This window comes from Vibrio sp. T9 (assembly GCF_003123985.1).
In the GTDB taxonomy this organism is placed as follows: Bacteria; Pseudomonadota; Gammaproteobacteria; order Enterobacterales; family Vibrionaceae; genus Vibrio; species Vibrio diabolicus.
Genome location: NZ_NIGY01000012.1, coordinates 50,530 through 67,757, shown reverse-complemented (window position 1 = coordinate 67,757; position 17,228 = coordinate 50,530). Strand labels below are relative to the sequence as shown.

Genomic DNA, 17,228 nt, shown 5'->3' with positions numbered 1-17,228 from the left:
CGGAGAAAGTATGCATTCTGCAGAAATCATTCATTTCACGACTCAAGCATTAACCCTAGTTTTGTACTTGTCGTTACCGCCGATTTTAGTCGCAGCGTTGGTTGGTACATTGGTGTCGCTTATTCAGGCGTTAACTCAGGTCCAAGAACAAACGTTAGGCTTTGTGGTCAAGCTTATCGCGGTCATTATTACGCTGTTCGTCACAACGCAGTGGCTAGGGGCAGAGCTCCACGCCTTCGCCTCGCTTGCCATGGATAAAATCCCTCAAATACGATGAGCTATCACGACTTACACCAGGCCTTATTTTTGTACAGCCTGACGTTGCCTCGGTTAATGGCATGCTTCATCTTTTTGCCTATTTTGAGCAAGCAAATGCTAGGCGGCACCATGGTGAGAAATGGTGTGCTTTGCTCACTCGCACTGTTTATATTTCCGATGATTAATCAGCAAAGCTTGCCCGCAGAAACCGACGGTATTTGGCTGATAGTGATTTTGGGTAAAGAGGTATTAATTGGGCTATTGATCGGGTTTGTTGCAGCTATTCCCTTTTGGGCAATAGAAGCGGCCGGATTTCTGGTCGATAACCAACGTGGTGCTGCCATGGCAAGTATGTTTAACCCAACGCTAGGCTCGCAATCGACGCCAACTGCAGTGTTGCTGACCCAAACGTTGATTACCCTGTTCTTCTCTGGCGGGGGCTTTGTCACTTTTATCTACGCGTTATTCAAAAGCTACACATCTTGGCCGATCGTGGACTTTTTCCCAACCGTTAGCGACGCATGGGTGAGCTTCTTCTACGCGCAATTTGAACAGCTTATGTGGCTTGGTGTGTTGATGTCCGCTCCATTAGTGTTGGCAATGTTTCTTGCTGAGTTTGGTCTGGCGCTTATCAGTCGTTTTGCACCGCAATTGAATGTTTTTTTCCTTGCCATGCCAATAAAAAGTGCCATCGCGAGTGTTTTACTGATCGTGTATCTCGGGCTAATGATGGATCACTTTGAAGTGCAATTTTATGGCATTACCCGATTCGCAGAACAACTCAATACCATTTGGCAATAACGCTTAGGATTCTTTATGAGCGCAGAAAAAACAGAGCAACCCACCGCAAAAAAGTTACGCGATGCCAGGCAGAAAGGTCAGGTAGCCAAAAGCCAAGAAATCGTATCGTCTGCATTAATTTTGGCGCTCATAATTGTACTGTTTGCGTTCGCCGATTATTACATGTCGCACATCTCAGCGCTTATTCTCCTACCAAGTAAGCTTGCTTATCAGGGCTTCCAAGATGCGCTAGTCGATGTCGCTATTGCCATCGCAAAAGAAATTGCCTATCTACTCGCCCCGATTATTCTGGTTGCTGCACTCGTCGCCATCTTTTCCAATATGGGGCAGTTCGGCTTCCTATTTAGTGGTGAATCCGTTAAACCCGACATCAAAAAGATCAATCCCGTCGAAGGTGCCAAACGCATTTTTTCCCTCAAGAGTGTGATTGAGTTTATCAAGTCGATACTTAAAGTCTCTCTTCTTTCCTGCATTATCTGGGTGACATTACGCGGTAACATCAACGCTTTAATGCAAATTCCAACTTGTGGGTTAGAATGTGTCCCGACCATTACTGGCGTCATGATTAAACAATTAATGATTATCTCTTCGGTAGGTTTCATCGTCATCGCTGCCGCAGATTTTGCGTACCAAAAGTTTGATCACACGAAGAAGCTCAAAATGAGCAAGGACGAAGTGAAGCGCGAATACAAAGAGATGGAAGGCAGCCCAGAAATCAAAAGTAAACGTCGTCAGCTACACCAAGAGCTACAGGCCTCCAATCAACGTGAAAATGTTAAACGCTCCAATGTGTTGGTAACAAACCCAACGCATATTGCGGTTGGTCTGTACTACAAAAAAGGCGAAACGCCCCTGCCCGTCATCACCTTGATGGAAACCGATGCGGTAGCCAAACGTATGATCGCAATCGCCAAAGAGGAAGGTGTGCCTGTGATGCAAAAAGTCCCTCTTGCTCGCGCACTATACGCGGACGGCAACGTCGACCAGTACATCCCAAGCGATCTTATTGAGGCAACCGCCGAAGTGCTTCGTTGGCTGGCATCATTGGAGTCGGATAAGACGCTGAACTAACATGATTTCGAGAGTAAAGGCTATCGTACGAAGAACGGTTACCACTTTTCTATACATAATGATATTTTTAAATGTGTCATCCTTCGCTATAGGTTTACGCATATCGAATTTGCCTACTTTTGCTTGTCTCAATGAAGCACTTGGTTCATGAAAAGTCGTGTTTACTAACGTCAATAGTGGTACTGTACTGGACAGTTTTACTTTCATCTCTAAACCACCTAGAGCTCGGTAAGAAACCACACCAGCCACAACAAAGGTGGATTTTTGCTTGGGTTGATTTATTTATGCGCATATCTACCGAAAAGAAACGAACTCGAATCATCAAAGTTGCCACTGACCTTTTTATAAAGCAAGGTTACAAAGACACATCACTCGATCAAATCGTCGCGATTTGTGGAGGCTCAAAGCAGACGTTATATCGCTATTTTTCGAACAAAGAAGGGTTATTTGTTGAAGTTTTAGCATACAATACCAAAACCAGCTTAGAGTCCGTCTTCCAGCTTGCCGACAAGCAATCGGAGCCTTTACAAGAAACATTGAATGACTTCGCCAAGAAGTACCTAAAAGGTGTATGCTCCAATCCTATGCTATCACTTTATCGGATCGTTTCGGCTGACTTCAACAAACATGATTCCGTACCAAATCAATTCTGGCAGACAGGGCCGCATCGCATTCATCAATACCTCATCGACTTTTTAAAGAGTAAAACTGTCAGCTCACAACTCGATGTTGAAAATGCCGACCTCGCTTGTGAGCAACTACTTGCATTAATTAAACTTGATTACCAGAACATGGCACTAATTGGCTTCGATTTTCCGACAGATGAAGAGTTAGATGCACATACGAAAAAAGCGGTCACCGCCTTCCTAAATCTATACCAAAGGTAAACTCACTGAATATAAAAGGGAGCATCATCGCTCCCTTCTTGTTTCTATGGCTTAGTGAATCTCTCGCTTCGCCGCCAGTTTTTTACCGATTATTAAGATTGGCGCGAGAGCAAAGACCGAGATAATAAACATCAATAATGAATTACTCAGTGCGAGAGTGGTCGCCTGCTCTTTGACAACAGAACTAATTTGGCTCATTCCTAATGCCGAATTTGGCAAGTGCCCATGAGTCAGAATCGTACTGCTCAACGCATTTTTATAAGCACCAAAAGCATGATTCACATCATCTAGCGTTCGGCCAATCTCTCCAGCGGCTTGTGCACTATGGCTTTGCATTACCCGTGAGAACACAGCACCAGCGATCACACCGCCAATGGTACGAAAGAGGTAGAAATTGGCAATACCTTCTAAGCGCTGCCCGACATTGAAGTACATCAATACTGCAATGGTCACAGACACATTCAATAAGCCGACACCAAACCCACGCAACATCATCGGAACGGACAAAGATTCCGTACCAGCAAAGCTAGGTAACTGACTAAACTTATGTACCGAAAGTATAATCATCACCACACCAAACGGGACGACTGCATCCGCTAATGGCCGGCGGAAGTAATACACCAGCACACTGACTAGCATACCACCTAGCATGGAATAAAATGCCGGCAATTGGGCATATCCAGCATTAAGGTTGTTGTACTGCAACGCCATTTTCAAAAAGCTAGTAAACAACACATTGCTCGCCATAACAGCAAAACCTGCCAAAAAAGCGTTGTACATAAAAACATTAGTTTTCAACTTACTATGCAGCTGTATTGATGCTGTATTTAAAGGACTGGTTTTCACAAAGTAATACACCATTAATAAAGTCAGAGCCGCGGCTATCGAAGAGGCTTTAACAAACCATTCCGAGTCAAACCAGTTGTAATAACTGCCTCTCATCAATAGAAATACAACGAGGCTTATTGTCAGGGCAAAAACTAAATAAAACCAGCAGCCAGATTTGGGTCCGGCCTCGATTTGAATCGACTTAGGATTGTATATGCATGCAATTATCAAGGCAGAGAAGTACAGCCAAGCCGACACGACACACAACAGTGACCAATCAAAGATTTCGACAATATTGGCCACTACCCAAGGGTAAGCGCCGATCGGTAGCAAGGTTGAGAATACTAGCGTTAAAGCAATAATGGCTGGTAGCCAACGCTGTTCAAAGAAGTGGAGCAAGTAAAGGTTTAATACCACCATTAACATGCTCATAAAAAAGCCACTCGAGAGCCAAGTCAGAGTGAACACCAGTTCTTGCTGTCCGCCCCAGTAAAGTACAAGATTGCTCGCTAGACCTACCAATAAAATGGCATGTAAGAGAATTAACGTACCCAATCTACGCACCAATATTGGTGTGAATATAAAACCTAATACCTGGGTAATCATAAAGCCGACTTTAACCAGAGCGACTTCATCGACAGATAAGCCTGACGTTGCCGCCATCTCATACGATAACTCGGTAAACATCACGGAGTTAATACCAAAAGCAGCAATCGCAAAAAGCGTCAAAATCAGCAGCGGTGAACGTTTTTCCATTGCAGTTAACCTTGTGCCGCGGTCTCGATCGATACTTCTGCAGACAACCCCGGATAGACTCGTTGACTCAACTCTTGAGGGATCTCTAGCTCAATACGTACTGGTACACGTTGTACTACTTTTACGAAATTGCCTGTCGCATTTTGAGGTGGCAATAAACTAAACTGTGCACCAGTCGCCGGGGTTATCGAAGAAACACGGCCATGCAATGGATGGTTTGGAAACATATCCAATACCACTTCAACCTCTTGCCCAGGCACAACGTTCTCAAGTTGTGTTTCTTTAAAGTTTGCCTCTATCCAAACATAATCTGGCACCATCACGATGAGCCCCATTCCTGGTTGTACAAACTTGCCGACTTGCACTTGCCTATCTGCCACATAGCCATCGAATGGCGCACGCACCGTGGTTCTTTCCAGTGAAATATTAGCCAGTCGTAAGTTTGCTTCTGCTTTTTTACGCTGTGCTGTCAGTTGCAACTTCTCGGTCATCAATGTGTCGAGCTGTTTTTGCTCAGCAGCTAAGCCCAATTTAGCGGTTTCAAGATTACTGCTTGCTTCAATAGATCGCGTTTTTTGTGCTTCAAACTGATTTTTGCTCACAGATTGCTTTTGTACCAAACGAGAAAGACGTTGAAACTCCGCCGCTTGGTGTTCGGCATTTGCACTCGCGCGGCGAATACCTTGCTTCGCCTGCTCAATTTTCATTAACTGCATATCCGTTTTGATTTGATTTGCAGTAAGCTCAGATTTCGCAACATCTAGTGCTGCTCGAGCAATTTCTTGGTTGGCAATAAAGTCTTCATCATCAATGACAAACAAAGGAGTTCCTTCTCTTACCCACTGGTTATCTTTGACAAAGATTTCGCTTACTTGCCCCCCAACCTCAGGTGAAATGGCCGTAACGTCTGAATGAACATATGCGTTATCCGTCATTACAGTATTCGGCTGGTATAAGGCACAGCCAGCAGCAAATAACGAACCAACAACAAGCGACAAGGCGATAACTTTCTTCTTCATGTTTGAAACCCATTTTATGACTTTCACAAACTGTACTGTACCGTACAGTTTTAGTAAAGATACATTTGATCATTGCCAATCAAAAAGATCAATCTCATTGATTTATCATGAACTTCTTGAGAAAAGTGTTTCGAATGAAAAGAATTAAAATCTAACCATTTGTAATGTAAACAAAAAACACATTTAAACTGAATAAGTAAAGAGAGGACTGCAACTCCCCTACCTTTAATGAAGCTTGCTCCCCAACTCGGTGCATCAGGCGCAAACATTTGACTGGCCGAAGTTTTCGAAGCTACCTCACCAATTTTCATTAGCACCTCAATCTGACACATCAACCCAACGATAAGCACAAGCTAGTAGCATTTTCTTCAAACGAATTTGACATCGCCCAATATAGTTGTGTATACAACCATATTGTTCGTTCATGTTATTTGGTGAAATTTTCCATGTCCCAATACAACCATCATCAGTCTCTCGGTCACCTTACGGGGCTTGCTAGTCGCCTGTTTAACCGATTACTCACTACCCGTTTCAAAGATGCTGGTATTGATATGACAGCAGAACAATGGGGTGTCGTGTTGCTGTTACGAAACAACGGTGCTCTTTCTCAAAGTCAGATTTGTGAACTGTTGTACTTAGAAAAATCGAGCGTCAGTCGATCAATTGATGGGCTTGAAAAGCGCGGTTGGACAGAGAGGAAACCTTCGCCAACGGATAGTCGAAGTAAGTTAGTCGTGCTAACAGAAAAATCTTTAGACACCGTTGATACATGTGCAAATATCGCTTCGCTAGTACTGCAAGAAGCCCAACAGAACCTTGCTGAGGCCGACCTAGACAACAGCAAACAGCAACTTTCTAGCGTGGTAGCGAACTTACGCAAGCTTAACGGACAAATTTAACTTATCAGCGTACGTTGCGACAGAAGCTGGTTTAACAGTCAGGCTCAACCTTGGAGAAATACGATGACAAAACGCAATGCTTTAATTACAGGTGGCGCTCGTGGAATTGGTGCAGCAACAGCAAAAGCACTCGCTGCAGATGGTTACCGAGTTTTTATCAACTACGTAAATAGTACTGCGGTCGCGGAAGCGTTAGCTCAAGAAATTCAAAACGCCGGTGGTGAGGCGTACACTTTAAAAGCTGACGTTCGAGATGACGCACAAATACAAGGAATGTTCGACAGCATCGCAAATGAACATGGTGGCGTTGATGTTCTTGTCTCAAACGCAAACATGAGCTTTACCGCTAAACCTTTCACTGAGCAGTCGTGGGAAGAGTTTGCACAAAAGCTCAATGACGAAATGCACGCTGCATATCAAACGGCAAAATTGGCGGTAGAAAACATGAAAGCCAACCAGTTTGGTCGCTTAATTTTTATCTCTAGCACCTTATCAGAAGCCCCTGCACCAAGCTTTATTGCTCATGGTAGTGCAAAAGGTGCACTTGATAGCTTTAGTAAATACCTCGCTCAAGAACTTGGTCCTTTCGGGATTACGTCTAATGTCGTTGCTCCTGGCCTTGTAGAAACAGACGCAACAAAAGGTGCTCCTGAAGAGTTTAAAGAAACCATTCGAATGTTCACACCAACGCAGAAAATTGCCACACCTGAAGACGTAGCAAACACCGTGAGCTACTTGGCAAGTGAAAAAAGCGGACATATCACGGGCACATACAATCCAGTATGTGGCGGCGCCTACCTACCATAGCGCCATTTGTGCCTCGCACACATACAAAGGCATGTACGCATGCCTTTGTAGCTTTAGGTATTGCTTTGCAACGCGCAAGCTTCCTTCATGGGCAGTTTTGTCTGAAGAAAAATAGAAAGTCCTATCTATTTCTTATAATCGGTGTATAGTGAGCTCAGCTCCTAACCGTGAGCTATTGATGAAATATTTAGTTCGAGTCTCTTCTTAGTTTTCTTTCGAGTCATTTCGTTACTCAACTCCTGTAGCAACTTATTCTTTATCTTCCATTAAATAGCCTCAGTTTTGATTTAAATACGAACGAGAGTTAGCTCTCTTAGCATGGTTATCACAACGCGCTGTCTTTACATCGATAGGTTTATAAGGAATTTAACCTTATAAAAACAATCATTAAGCGTCAAAATAAGACATAACGCTGCATAGCCACTTCGTGTATATATAATCACTATTTAGGAATAGTCATTAGCGGTGAAATATATTAATCAGCGCGATGACAATGGAATATTTAGACTTAATTTAAACCATTTTGACTTCGTTATTCCTATAAAAATAGAGGTTAATTAGATTAACCTTTAATAAACACGCTCTAGAGGAATAAAAATGAGAAAAAAACGAGATAGCTTTCAAAAAAAGAATAAAAAAAGCAATTATGAAGATAAATTTGAGTTGATGGTAAAAGAATACCACAGCGCAAAAGAAGTATTAGACGCAATGCCAGAAGGTTCGGCTGACTACGACAAGCAGAAAAAGCACTGTGAATCTCTATTTGCTAATGCCGAGCGCTTTTTTAAGCGAAATCAGTAGGCCAATTTAACGCCTAGATAAACATCCAAAAAAACACCATATACGGTAAGGGAGCATCTGCTCCCTTACTTTCAATTAAACCCAACCTTCCGCTAAGTACATCAGTCGCAATTGACTTGGTGAGCCCAGTTTATCTAATGCATCCAACTGAGCGTCACTCAGGTTTGGGCATTTATCAAGGTATACTCGTCCATTTTCGGCATCAAGTGGCACTTTGTAAGTCAGCTTTTCATTGATTTGACTCACCTCACCTTTATCGATCGCTCGAACTGCAGGCATTAGCCAATCCCAATCTTCGCCCAATAGCTTTTTAAACGCACTATGAGCAGTTGCCTCAGTCTCACTTGGCGCATCTTCTGGGCTTAACTTCAAGATAGAATCAACGTCAGGGACTAAGTGTTCACCTGGCTCTGATCCCAACATCTTTTTCAACGTTAAGCGAGCAGCTTCCATCTCTTGTGCTTCTTTAGGCGCTTGAGGTGATGTCATCGCCGTGTTCTCTTTAGGGCCAAGGTACGCCATCAATGCGCGTACAGAAGCTGGATCTTGCATGCTGAAGGTAAAGTCTCCTTTGGCATTAGAAACTTCAAGCCTTGGTAAAACACCAGACATCTCACCTTGCATGAGTTGTTCTTTTACTTCCGTATTTAATCCGTATGCTCCAGCTTGGTTCGCAACAAAACCACCACCACTGATAATGCCAGTCGTGGCAGCCGAACCAATGGCTTCTTTTGCTATCGGCGTAACACCCGCTGTCGCTACGGAGCTCACACCAAAAGTACCCAAGCTCCCTGTCGCCATGCCCAATGTTGCCCCAACTGCACCTTCAGCTGATAACATTGCATGACCTTGAGCCAATGTTTGTTGCATCGGCATAGAGAGACGTTGGTCTCGCCCTGGAAGCTGCGAAATTTGCTCCAGCTGATGGTGGTAAGCTTCAGCATCGCCATTGACTGCCGCTTTGTGCAGCTCGCGTCCTGTTGAAATTAATAGCCCTACGCCAGGCAAAGCTAGGTTGATGACTGCATTAACGCCAGAACCTTTCAGTTTTTCTTTGCCCATCTGTAACAGTTCGGCACCAAAACCATCCATTTTCCCCGGGTACTGAGCCTCTAAACTCACCTGCATACGCGGATCTTTGCTGATCGCATCAAACGTATTTTTAAGCTGCTGGTACGTATCGCTGCTCACCTTGACTTCATCCAACAAGCTGACAACTTCTAGGATTTTGCGCTCAGTAAGCGGCTCACCGCGATAACCAGAAGGGCTAACCAATGAGTAAGCTAGCAAGGCAACCTCAGGCTTTTCTTGTTTAAGTAGTGCCTGTTTCAAATCAAGGTGAGTTTTGATGTTTTCTTGGAAAAACTTAGTGTATTTGCTTCTCAACACGCCTTCGTGGATAGAAGCAAACTTGTGACCTTTGTGGAACGTTGAAGGTTCTTTTACCTCACCTCTTTTACTGATCACTCGGTCATCTTTTTGCGCAGCGACTGCACGAAACTGTTCTAGATCAGGTACTGGGCTTTGGCTGATTTTTTGCGTTGTATTGACCATTTTTCTCTCCTACACACGAAGTGATTGAACATGAGCTTGTTCATGATTAGGGGTGGTTGGAATCGCTTGATCCAACATTGCAAAACGCGCTTGCCACAATTCAGTCTGTTCAATAACCTCATGAAACCAAGCAGTAAGATTCGTCGTGTTTAGGTGCTCAACGGGTTTACGTCCCGCTAAGACAAGCTGTCGACCATTTGGGGCTAAAGCAAGTGCAAGGCTGCCACTACCGATGCCCTGATAATTAGCATGAGCAAGAAGCTCTAAACCTTTGAGTCTTTGTTCGCCCGACTTTTCTAATCCTCCGAACGTCACGGACAACATTAAATCATCCGTATCTGTCGCGATGAAATACAGCATGTAGCGATCATCGACCAGTAGCTGACAACGTTCATTGTCTTCAAAATTCAGTTCGGGCAACTCATTGAGTTGGCAAAACTCCAAGAGCAGTTGTTGAATCGTGTTCATAACTTTTTCCTTTTGTTTCAATAACTCTATTGAACAACGATTGCAGATTGAACGATGTCGGTAATGGCTTTATTTTTGTCACTTTTTCGCCTTCATTGTGAGGTTTTTCGCAGAAATCTCGCTCTAAAAACGAGTTGCCAGAGTAATCAAAAAGAGCAGCTCAGGGCTGCTCTTTCAATAAAGGTTGGATGACTAGCATTATGTATTTGCTTACTTCTTTTGCAGAGCGACTAACCCAGTTTATGACTATCAAAAATGACTTCTGTTGGCGGGAACATATTCGAAACAGGTGGTCGTTGCGCATCTCCAAACATTGGTGCACCGAATGCGGATGTTGCCCAAGGATCAACAATTTTCACATCCTTACTCCATGTTGAGGGATCTTTAATATCACTCCCCTCTCGTCGACCAACCAGTACATAAAGGTGTGTACCTGAATGACCCTTTTTAAACGCAACCACTTCTACTTTAGGTTCACCTTCAGGTGTGCCTGACATGCCTTGAATCATCTCCGCAGCGGCAGCAAAGGCAAATGTAGTACAGCAGCCGGCTTTCGCGTTTTGTACTGCCTTAGCAATGTTCTGTAGAGTGCTTAATTGCGGTGCGGTTCCTCTTTGTGCTGCAGCTTGAACTCCGTTTGCGGACATAGTAGCTCGTTGATCTTGCATGATTCGCGCTTGATTCGCGTGAAGCGCTTCTAGTCTAGGCTTTCCTTTGGTTTCATAAAACTGCGAACCCTTTACACCAAATGTATTTAAGTCTGTACAGGCAAAATCACCAAGCTTTTGAAGGTTAGTTTTATGTTCGTTGATCAGCGCTACACTCGATGAGGTTTTATTCGCTTTGGAAGAAGAGGCCGTTTGTGCGGCTGGCCAATGTGAGCTAGGACCAGACGACAATCTCTCAAGATTTTTCAGACTACCAAGCGTTAACTTGTTTTCACCGTTCAACACATTTTGCAGCATCAGCTTCGCAACGTCTTTAGGAATGCCCTGCTTCGTGAGCAGATTCACCACAATGTCTTTCGCTTTATTCTGGTGGCTAATACGCGCGCTGACGCTTTTGTTTTTGGGTGCCCCTTCTTTAACAAAAATATCTTTGCCATTATGCGCTCTAACCTCTTTATCGTCAGATTGATTTTGTGTCGCCAAATGGGACGTTAACTGACTCAACGAATGCATGTGTGATGTATTAATATTGACCATGTTTGATGCCTTAAACCTGAATAAATGCGTGTACGTCTGTTTGGCTAAAATCTACGACCGTATTGTTCTGAAATAACTGAGCCCAAGTATCCACTAGCTCATTCAGTTGAATCATCAAATTAGCGATGTTGGTGAGTTCACTTTCGGCCGCAATGGCAACCTGAAGAACCACATCTTTAGTGGTTGGATTAACGCAAAACTGCACACCGCCGGTTTCTCGATATAAGAAGTTGTATTCAAGTAAAACTTGAAGTTTGTCTAACGTAATATCCTCTTGTTCTATGTGCAGGTTTTTAGAAATCAACAACTCGCCTTTTTCTTCCACGAGCAGAACATCGACACTGTTATTTTCAGCAAAATGCAGTGACCACATTTGGTCGTCATACGCTGTCACGCGCTCAAGGTTCAGCACTTCTCCCAGTTCAGAGAGAAGCATATTAATCTTTCCTGTATCCATGTTGTGTCCTGTCTAATTTAATATACCTAAGTAGCCTCGAAATATCTGATGCAGCGAGACGACTTGGGTATAACGGCTTATTTAAATAAGCTCATAAGGATAAGAGCGATTTTATGGCGTGATAGACACAAGAGCTTTATTTAAACGTCTCAATTTTATTGCTATTAGCCGTTTTAGCGAGGTAGAAAAATGAAGAATAAGTTGGATAAAGAAATAAGAAAAGAGCGGCAATCGCCGCTCTAAAATTGGAATAGAAGAGAAAAATCACTTGATGCCGTGAAGGCTGTTCTCTGCGCTCATAGCCAAAGGATTGAATGAGTCGTTACGAAGTTCTGCTATCGCGTATAGCATGCGTCCCATGCGACCGTTTCCATCGGTGAACCCGTGATACCCAATGACTCCTGCAAACAAGTGTTTACCCAGATCTTTATCCGCCACTGGGTTTTCTTTCAAAAATCCTTCAATGTGCTGCTTTAGCATCCCCTCACCGCCAATACTTGAAGGCAAAGTACCACCCGAAATATTTGGCCCTCGGTAGTCACGTTCAACATCAGGTACCAATCGAGCGTGTAGCTCTTTTAAGTTGTCTATATTCAATAAGTCTTTACCATTAGACGCGTATTCTTTAAGTAAAGACGTAATGTTTTCGGCATCGTTTCCTTTAGAGTTAGAAGCATTAATGATCCACGCCGCAGCTCGTTCGACATTATCGGTGATGCCACTTTTGTTAAACGCGTCCTCTGCCAGTCCTTCAGCGTATACACCTTGGCTTAGATCGGTGCTTGCTAGACCTTCGATATGGCGTTGCGCCGATTTAAGATGCATCACCTCCATATCAAACACCGCTTGCATTTGATTGATGCTACCTGCTGGATTTTTTTGCGCTGCAGACACACCACCGCCATAGTCTTTTACTACACGTCCAGCAAGCGACTTCGCTGCACTTTCGCCAATCAGTGATGTGAGGTTTTTACCAGAATCGGTTTCTAGCATTGATTCTGTCATTGCTCGCTCCGCTAACTGGTTTAGCTCAGCAGAGTGCGATTGGACCGTTTTGCTATCCAATTTTGCGAATGCATTTAATACATCTGATGCGGTTTTTATGTTTCCATCTTTGAAGAACATTTGTCCATGCTCAACAGAAGAAGCTGCTCGTAAACGCTGAGCTTGGCCTTGCTCATTATCAAATACTGCTTTTGTAAGGGCTTTCGCAACCGATTGTGGGCTGCCTTCGCGAAACAGTTTTCCTGTCGCTTCAAAAAATCGTGCTACCGCACCATTAGTAGGATTGGCACGAGTAAATTCTTGGGTCGCTGCGTTGATTTGGTATTCTTTGCCACCAATACTCAGCTTGCCTTCGTTTAGTATCTCGTTGCGAGCTTGCGGCATGGCAGCCTGCAATGCGCTAACACTTCCAAAACTGATCATGTTTTAAACCCTTAATGTGGAAAAATGAGTAGTACTCGTTACCGGGACTTCGGTTGTTTTATTGGTTACTTTTTGCGTGTTCGCACTTTTTAGCCATTCGATGAAATTCGCTAATGATTCATCAAGAAAAGAAGCAGTTAACAGTTGCTGGTGCAGGTGTATGAAACCGATGTATCCCGTTTCTGCCTCCCAGAATACCGCTGGAGAGCCTTGCGTTAAGGCATCTTTCATATGTTGATGCAAAGCATCATCACTCGGCTTATCGCCTGAAATCAGCCCAATAAGTGTCAGGCGATCTTCTTGTGCGCGAATTGTGATTGCTGTGCTTTGGTCAATGAGTAGATGACAACAATCATCCTCATCAAAAACCAGCGACTCCAGTTGGCAGCGGCTGGCAAAATCTGTCAGTAAAGAAGTTATAAATCCATTAGCCATTCGACTAAATAATCCTATTTTTGTTGTTTTAGAGGCGCTGCTTGGTTGCAACACTTATCAACTAAGCAGCTTTCTTAGGTGTATTCTTAAGGATTTATGGCAGTGAATATTTTAGAAATGGTCGGATTTTTTTTGTTTAAAGGCATTAAAACGAAAAAACTCAGCAAGTGCTGAGTTTTTAAGATTTATTCATGAATCGTAATTTTACGCTCACTGAGCTGCTTCACCATCGCTTGCTTTAATGCATGCAACTGTCCATCAATACTGGCGTCGATGATCCCAACTTCAGTTTCCAGAATGCAGCCTCCATTTTTTAAGCGAGCGTCTGCTACCACGTCAACGTAACCGACTTCAGGGTAATCACTCAATACACCAGCCACCTTTTCCCTCACATCAACAACCTGCTCTGGATGGACATGTAAAATGACCTGCTTTTGGTTGCTCACCAATTGCAACGCTTCTCGCACGACGCTCACCGTGGTATCGACATCATCAAAGGTATCGATGATCTTACGTACCGCTTCTAACACCACGCCTGTCATTTTTTCTTCGACTTGCTGATAGTAGTCATTACAACGTGCTAAGGTTTCAACCATCGTTTGCGCATTTTCAATCTTAGCTTGTGCAAGGCCATCTTGATAACCACGTTGTTTTTCAGTTTCGTAGGCTTGTTGGGCATTAGCAATTATGCTTTCAGCTTTGGAGTTCGCGGCTTCAACTAAGTGTTGCGAATCAAGATAACTGGCATAATCTTTCGCTTTCAGCACCTTTAAGCCAGGTGCCAGCTGCAAGTTGTCTGTTTTTATTTCAACAAATGAAACCATTGGGGAATAACCTGTTTTGCGATTTTTTTTGTGAGTCGATACGCCAAATCTCGCTGATCTTTTGCCAACCAGCTAGCCATTTCCGTACTCTCGCTGAGCTGCTGTTCTAGTTTGAATTGCCAACGCAGAACAATGTCTTCTGGCGAGTTAACTAAAACAAACCTTATCCAGGAGTACCCAAGCGCTTGTATTTTTGCTTCAACAGACCGCTCATCCAATGATTCTGGCAACGGATGTTGCCAACCTTGCGGCCAACTGGATAACAACATCGGCCCGTTTTGAATCAAGAACCGAGCGCCTTCCAATCCAAAGACGTTGTTCAGAACCTGTTTCGGATGTTTTAAAACAACGCCTCGCATTGCCACACAATGTAAAGCTCCGCCCACCATCAATACGAGTTGATTCAACGCATCCGCTGGGAGCAACGCCAAGCTATGGCAAGGTTTGTTAAAAGCCGTCTCTGGAACTGGAGATAACGCCCACTCATTTATGCACCATTGGTTAAACATGGGGTTATCTCTCCAACCTTCAATATTTAATAACCAAGGCTGTTTCTGTTCTATCCAACTTTTATGGATGTATTGGCAAGGCGCGTAGTTAAATTGATGTTGTACCTGCGCGAGTGGTGTTTCTGGTTTAACCACGCTTTGTGTTCCTGCGGCACCAAGTAAAAGTAGCGATATTTGAACCGATAAGCGCAGCTACCAAGAACACCAGGATGGCGACAAAATTATTCGCCGTCTCTTTGGTGACCTGAACCGACAAAATGCTTTTAAATTGATTGTTTTGAGTAGCAACTCGTACCTCTGATGAGGGTACCATCACTACGCTGATTCGATCGTAATTCAACCCCTCAATACTGTTGTTCACCAATAATTTGATCTGCGGAACATACGAGTCAAGCGCAATATCCGCCGCATGTTTAATAAACACAGAGGCAGATGCAGGCGTTGGACGCTCTCCTGGACGTAGATCTTGATCTTCCAAAACAACATGAACACGTGCCACCAGCACGCCATCAATTTGAGATAAGGTTGAAGAAAGTTCTTGAGATTTCGCGTACACCAAACGTGCTCGTTCTGCTAATGGCGACGAGATCAAATCGTCTTTGGGAAACACCTCTTTCAATGTAGAAAACTGCTCTCTTGGATACCCTTTTCGCTTCAGCGCGTCTACAGCGAAGGCGATTTGAGAACTGTCTACCATTAACTTGACGGTGTTGTCTTTGTCAGGTTCTTTTGTTGCAACGACACCTTCGGATAATAAGATCGACAACATCTCATTCCCCTCTTTCTGAGTTACGTTGGTGTACAGCTCGGTCTGACAACCCACCAGAAACAACGTGAGCATGATGAAAACCGCTCTCATTTTATTCATCATCACTATTGTGCCTTCAATAAGGTTTCTACGTTTTGTGTGGTTTTACCCACGGTTTTCGCGATCAGCTCTTCTTGAAAAGTAATGCGCGTCAGTGCCCACTGCATTTGCAGTAATTGCGCCGGATCATCACCCACCATCTTCATGTTGTCTTGCAGGTTACTTTTCGCGTTATCGATAGTATTTTTTAACTCGCTGATGTTTTCGAGCAAACCGCCCTCCAAGCCATTATTCGCCTCGGGAACCGACATAGCTTGTTCGAAACGTTCACTTAAACCGTCCTCGACTTGTGCATCCTGCAACTTATCAATGTTGGTTTGCATCACCTCGGTGTACTGCGTGTTTATCATATGTACTCCTAAGACAAATCTAACTTGTGACTATGAGTCACGATGTTTTTCACCATCGCATTTTTTTGAATCATGAAGCTAAGCTCATCACGAACCATGTCCAGTGTTGATGCCATATCAGGTAACGACTTCAACTCAGCCCAGCAGTGCCACAAGGCTTGTTCTTTCTGGGCACCAAGTGGAAAATGCTGCGCCAACATTTCTTTAAGTGCTGCTTTATCGACAGGTGGCTCGGCAATAAGCTGGCCCGAAAAATCCCCTAGCAACTCCTGCTTCAACACCTTTAATAAATCGGCTTGCGGGTGTTCGGTGCCCTTTGCACTCTTCGCCTCATAAAAGGCGTACCACATTGCCTCTCGTTTAACTTGAGGATCGGAGAACGCTTCATTCAACGACGATAAGACGCTTTGTTTACTGACAACATCTGCCTCTTTTAGTGATTCATACCACGCTTTGATGTCCGCCAGTTTCGCTTCTGTTTTCTCTAACGTCTCTTTTGGAGAGGCGTGTGAGGCTTCCGCTTGCTTGGCATTACGCTCCATGAGCATATTCATCTTATCTTCATCGCTCCGCTCATAATGGCGCGACTCCGATTGGCGCAGAGGTTGAGGCTGAAGAGTTAGATTACTTGAATCAACGATCATCCAAGGTTCCTAATGTCCTGAGAAAAGCTTGATGCAAATGCTTGGCTTTCTTCGCTTCCCTGTGATGCGAGTTCTACCCAACTTTCCGCTTTGCTCAATAAACCAGCTTTGGCGGAAGCAAGGGCCGCTAAACTGATCAGATCTGGATAGGCGTTGCAAAGTGGTTCGAGCAATTGATGAGCCTCTTCGTACAAGCCTTTATTCATGAGGCTCATTGCACGAATCATCACCACGGTCTCTTCAGAACCGGAGCTTGCTTCAAGGCCGTCCGCTATCGTATTAGCTTCTTGATGACGATGCATACCGGTTGCCATCAGCGCGATTTCAGCCAGCAATTGGCGCATTTCTCGTTCCATGCT

General features: G+C 44.0%; 22 protein-coding genes. 7 read left to right on the top strand and 15 right to left on the bottom strand.

The window, feature by feature from the left end:
- Positions 1-10: 10 nt before the first annotated feature.
- The 4 genes from vscS to CBX98_RS21440 all read left to right on the top strand — a co-directional run bounded on the left by vscS (position 11) and on the right by CBX98_RS21440 (position 3,017).
- The gene (gene vscS, locus CBX98_RS21460; RefSeq protein ID WP_005377227.1) at positions 11-277 is read left to right on the top strand and encodes a SctS family type III secretion system export apparatus subunit VscS; all 267 of its coding nucleotides are present in this window, start codon (positions 11-13) and stop codon (positions 275-277) included.
- Positions 274-1,059, top strand: coding sequence for a type III secretion system export apparatus subunit SctT (gene sctT, locus CBX98_RS21455; protein ID WP_031780447.1), 786 nt, complete (start codon positions 274-276; stop codon positions 1,057-1,059). The genes vscS and sctT overlap by 4 nt, the downstream gene beginning before the upstream one ends.
- A gap of 15 nt (positions 1,060-1,074) precedes the next feature.
- Positions 1,075-2,130 (top strand): SctU family type III secretion system export apparatus subunit VscU, encoded by a 1,056-nt coding sequence (gene vscU / locus CBX98_RS21450; protein WP_048626449.1) that lies wholly within the window; start codon positions 1,075-1,077, stop codon positions 2,128-2,130.
- Positions 2,131-2,414: 284 nt separating this feature from the next.
- A complete protein-coding gene (locus tag CBX98_RS21440) occupies positions 2,415-3,017 on the top strand; it encodes a TetR/AcrR family transcriptional regulator (protein ID WP_109170231.1) in 603 nt (200 codons plus the stop codon).
- A 51-nt stretch (positions 3,018-3,068) separates the two neighbouring features.
- Here CBX98_RS21440 and CBX98_RS21435 read toward each other — a convergent pair whose 3' ends face one another.
- The 3 genes from CBX98_RS21435 to CBX98_RS21425 are packed head-to-tail and all read right to left on the bottom strand — an operon-like array spanning position 3,069 to position 5,931.
- Positions 3,069-4,601: an MFS transporter gene (locus CBX98_RS21435; protein ID WP_109170230.1), complete on the bottom strand. Its 1,533-nt coding sequence runs from the start codon at positions 4,599-4,601 to the stop codon at positions 3,069-3,071.
- Between the two features lie 5 nt (positions 4,602-4,606).
- Positions 4,607-5,620, bottom strand: coding sequence for an HlyD family secretion protein (locus CBX98_RS21430; protein WP_005395128.1), 1,014 nt, complete (start codon positions 5,618-5,620; stop codon positions 4,607-4,609).
- A 50-nt stretch (positions 5,621-5,670) separates the two neighbouring features.
- Entirely contained in the window at positions 5,671-5,931 is a 261-nt protein-coding gene (locus CBX98_RS21425; protein ID WP_109170229.1) for a hypothetical protein, read from the bottom strand.
- A gap of 135 nt (positions 5,932-6,066) precedes the next feature.
- Between CBX98_RS21425 and CBX98_RS21420 the strand changes: the two genes are divergently transcribed.
- The 3 genes from CBX98_RS21420 to CBX98_RS21410 all read left to right on the top strand — a co-directional run bounded on the left by CBX98_RS21420 (position 6,067) and on the right by CBX98_RS21410 (position 8,127).
- The gene (locus tag CBX98_RS21420) at positions 6,067-6,519 is read left to right on the top strand and encodes a MarR family transcriptional regulator (protein ID WP_053807481.1); all 453 of its coding nucleotides are present in this window, start codon (positions 6,067-6,069) and stop codon (positions 6,517-6,519) included.
- Between the two features lie 63 nt (positions 6,520-6,582).
- Positions 6,583-7,326, top strand: a complete 744-nt coding sequence (locus CBX98_RS21415; RefSeq protein WP_109170228.1) for an SDR family oxidoreductase — start codon at positions 6,583-6,585, stop codon at positions 7,324-7,326.
- Between the two features lie 597 nt (positions 7,327-7,923).
- Positions 7,924-8,127, top strand: a complete 204-nt coding sequence (locus tag CBX98_RS21410) for a hypothetical protein (protein ID WP_005395134.1) — start codon at positions 7,924-7,926, stop codon at positions 8,125-8,127.
- Positions 8,128-8,202: 75 nt separating this feature from the next.
- On the opposite strand, the gene CBX98_RS21405 is transcribed toward CBX98_RS21410, so the two are convergent.
- From CBX98_RS21405 to CBX98_RS21350, 12 genes are all read right to left on the bottom strand, one after another.
- On the bottom strand, positions 8,203-9,681 hold the full coding sequence (locus CBX98_RS21405; RefSeq protein WP_109170227.1) for a cation transporter: 1,479 nt from the start codon (positions 9,679-9,681) through the stop codon (positions 8,203-8,205).
- Between the two features lie 9 nt (positions 9,682-9,690).
- The gene (locus CBX98_RS21400; protein WP_005395137.1) at positions 9,691-10,149 is read right to left on the bottom strand and encodes a CesT family type III secretion system chaperone; all 459 of its coding nucleotides are present in this window, start codon (positions 10,147-10,149) and stop codon (positions 9,691-9,693) included.
- 230 nt (positions 10,150-10,379) lie between these two features.
- Entirely contained in the window at positions 10,380-11,354 is a 975-nt protein-coding gene (vopR, locus tag CBX98_RS21395) for a type III secretion system effector VopR (RefSeq protein WP_109170226.1), read from the bottom strand.
- A 10-nt stretch (positions 11,355-11,364) separates the two neighbouring features.
- On the bottom strand, positions 11,365-11,811 hold the full coding sequence (locus CBX98_RS21390; protein ID WP_031780449.1) for a type III secretion system chaperone: 447 nt from the start codon (positions 11,809-11,811) through the stop codon (positions 11,365-11,367).
- Between the two features lie 264 nt (positions 11,812-12,075).
- Positions 12,076-13,239 (bottom strand): VopS family T3SS effector adenosine monophosphate-protein transferase, encoded by a 1,164-nt coding sequence (locus CBX98_RS21385; RefSeq protein ID WP_109170225.1) that lies wholly within the window; start codon positions 13,237-13,239, stop codon positions 12,076-12,078.
- A gap of 3 nt (positions 13,240-13,242) precedes the next feature.
- Positions 13,243-13,674 (bottom strand): CesT family type III secretion system chaperone, encoded by a 432-nt coding sequence (locus CBX98_RS21380; protein WP_109170224.1) that lies wholly within the window; start codon positions 13,672-13,674, stop codon positions 13,243-13,245.
- Positions 13,675-13,859: 185 nt separating this feature from the next.
- Positions 13,860-14,498 (bottom strand): HrpE/YscL family type III secretion apparatus protein, encoded by a 639-nt coding sequence (locus CBX98_RS21375; protein ID WP_006741524.1) that lies wholly within the window; start codon positions 14,496-14,498, stop codon positions 13,860-13,862.
- Positions 14,477-15,142: a SctK family type III secretion system sorting platform protein VscK gene (gene vscK, locus CBX98_RS21370; protein WP_109170223.1), complete on the bottom strand. Its 666-nt coding sequence runs from the start codon at positions 15,140-15,142 to the stop codon at positions 14,477-14,479. Before vscK ends, CBX98_RS21375 begins: the two co-directional genes overlap by 22 nt.
- The gene (gene sctJ / locus CBX98_RS21365; protein ID WP_086015689.1) at positions 15,135-15,881 is read right to left on the bottom strand and encodes a type III secretion inner membrane ring lipoprotein SctJ; all 747 of its coding nucleotides are present in this window, start codon (positions 15,879-15,881) and stop codon (positions 15,135-15,137) included. Before sctJ ends, vscK begins: the two co-directional genes overlap by 8 nt.
- Complete coding sequence (vscI, locus tag CBX98_RS21360; RefSeq protein WP_005377202.1) at positions 15,881-16,225, bottom strand: SctI family type III secretion system inner rod subunit VscI; 345 nt, start codon at positions 16,223-16,225, stop codon at positions 15,881-15,883. Before vscI ends, sctJ begins: the two co-directional genes overlap by 1 nt.
- A gap of 8 nt (positions 16,226-16,233) precedes the next feature.
- The gene (locus CBX98_RS21355) at positions 16,234-16,869 is read right to left on the bottom strand and encodes a YopR family T3SS polymerization control protein (RefSeq protein WP_053807487.1); all 636 of its coding nucleotides are present in this window, start codon (positions 16,867-16,869) and stop codon (positions 16,234-16,236) included.
- On the bottom strand, positions 16,866-17,225 hold the full coding sequence (locus CBX98_RS21350) for a YscG family type III secretion system chaperone (protein WP_109170222.1): 360 nt from the start codon (positions 17,223-17,225) through the stop codon (positions 16,866-16,868). The genes CBX98_RS21355 and CBX98_RS21350 overlap by 4 nt, the downstream gene beginning before the upstream one ends.
- Positions 17,226-17,228: the final 3 nt, after the last annotated feature.

Coding starts and splice junctions, on each gene's coding strand:
- CBX98_RS21350 (WP_109170222.1), bottom strand. CDS start 17,225: ATGGAACGAGAAATGCGCCAATTGCTGGCTGAAATCGCGCTGATGGCA.
- CBX98_RS21380 (WP_109170224.1), bottom strand. CDS start 13,674: ATGGCTAATGGATTTATAACTTCTTTACTGACAGATTTTGCCAGCCGC.
- vscS (WP_005377227.1), top strand. CDS start 11: ATGCATTCTGCAGAAATCATTCATTTCACGACTCAAGCATTAACCCTA.
- CBX98_RS21425 (WP_109170229.1), bottom strand. CDS start 5,931: ATGAAAATTGGTGAGGTAGCTTCGAAAACTTCGGCCAGTCAAATGTTT.
- CBX98_RS21415 (WP_109170228.1), top strand. CDS start 6,583: ATGACAAAACGCAATGCTTTAATTACAGGTGGCGCTCGTGGAATTGGT.
- CBX98_RS21410 (WP_005395134.1), top strand. CDS start 7,924: ATGAGAAAAAAACGAGATAGCTTTCAAAAAAAGAATAAAAAAAGCAAT.
- CBX98_RS21430 (WP_005395128.1), bottom strand. CDS start 5,620: ATGAAGAAGAAAGTTATCGCCTTGTCGCTTGTTGTTGGTTCGTTATTT.
- sctT (WP_031780447.1), top strand. CDS start 274: ATGAGCTATCACGACTTACACCAGGCCTTATTTTTGTACAGCCTGACG.
- CBX98_RS21375 (WP_006741524.1), bottom strand. CDS start 14,498: ATGGTTTCATTTGTTGAAATAAAAACAGACAACTTGCAGCTGGCACCT.
- CBX98_RS21385 (WP_109170225.1), bottom strand. CDS start 13,239: ATGATCAGTTTTGGAAGTGTTAGCGCATTGCAGGCTGCCATGCCGCAA.
- CBX98_RS21390 (WP_031780449.1), bottom strand. CDS start 11,811: ATGGATACAGGAAAGATTAATATGCTTCTCTCTGAACTGGGAGAAGTG.
- CBX98_RS21355 (WP_053807487.1), bottom strand. CDS start 16,869: ATGATCGTTGATTCAAGTAATCTAACTCTTCAGCCTCAACCTCTGCGC.
- vopR (WP_109170226.1), bottom strand. CDS start 11,354: ATGGTCAATATTAATACATCACACATGCATTCGTTGAGTCAGTTAACG.
- vscU (WP_048626449.1), top strand. CDS start 1,075: ATGAGCGCAGAAAAAACAGAGCAACCCACCGCAAAAAAGTTACGCGAT.
- CBX98_RS21440 (WP_109170231.1), top strand. CDS start 2,415: ATGCGCATATCTACCGAAAAGAAACGAACTCGAATCATCAAAGTTGCC.
- CBX98_RS21420 (WP_053807481.1), top strand. CDS start 6,067: ATGTCCCAATACAACCATCATCAGTCTCTCGGTCACCTTACGGGGCTT.
- vscI (WP_005377202.1), bottom strand. CDS start 16,225: ATGATAAACACGCAGTACACCGAGGTGATGCAAACCAACATTGATAAG.
- CBX98_RS21400 (WP_005395137.1), bottom strand. CDS start 10,149: ATGAACACGATTCAACAACTGCTCTTGGAGTTTTGCCAACTCAATGAG.
- CBX98_RS21405 (WP_109170227.1), bottom strand. CDS start 9,681: ATGGTCAATACAACGCAAAAAATCAGCCAAAGCCCAGTACCTGATCTA.
- CBX98_RS21435 (WP_109170230.1), bottom strand. CDS start 4,601: ATGGAAAAACGTTCACCGCTGCTGATTTTGACGCTTTTTGCGATTGCT.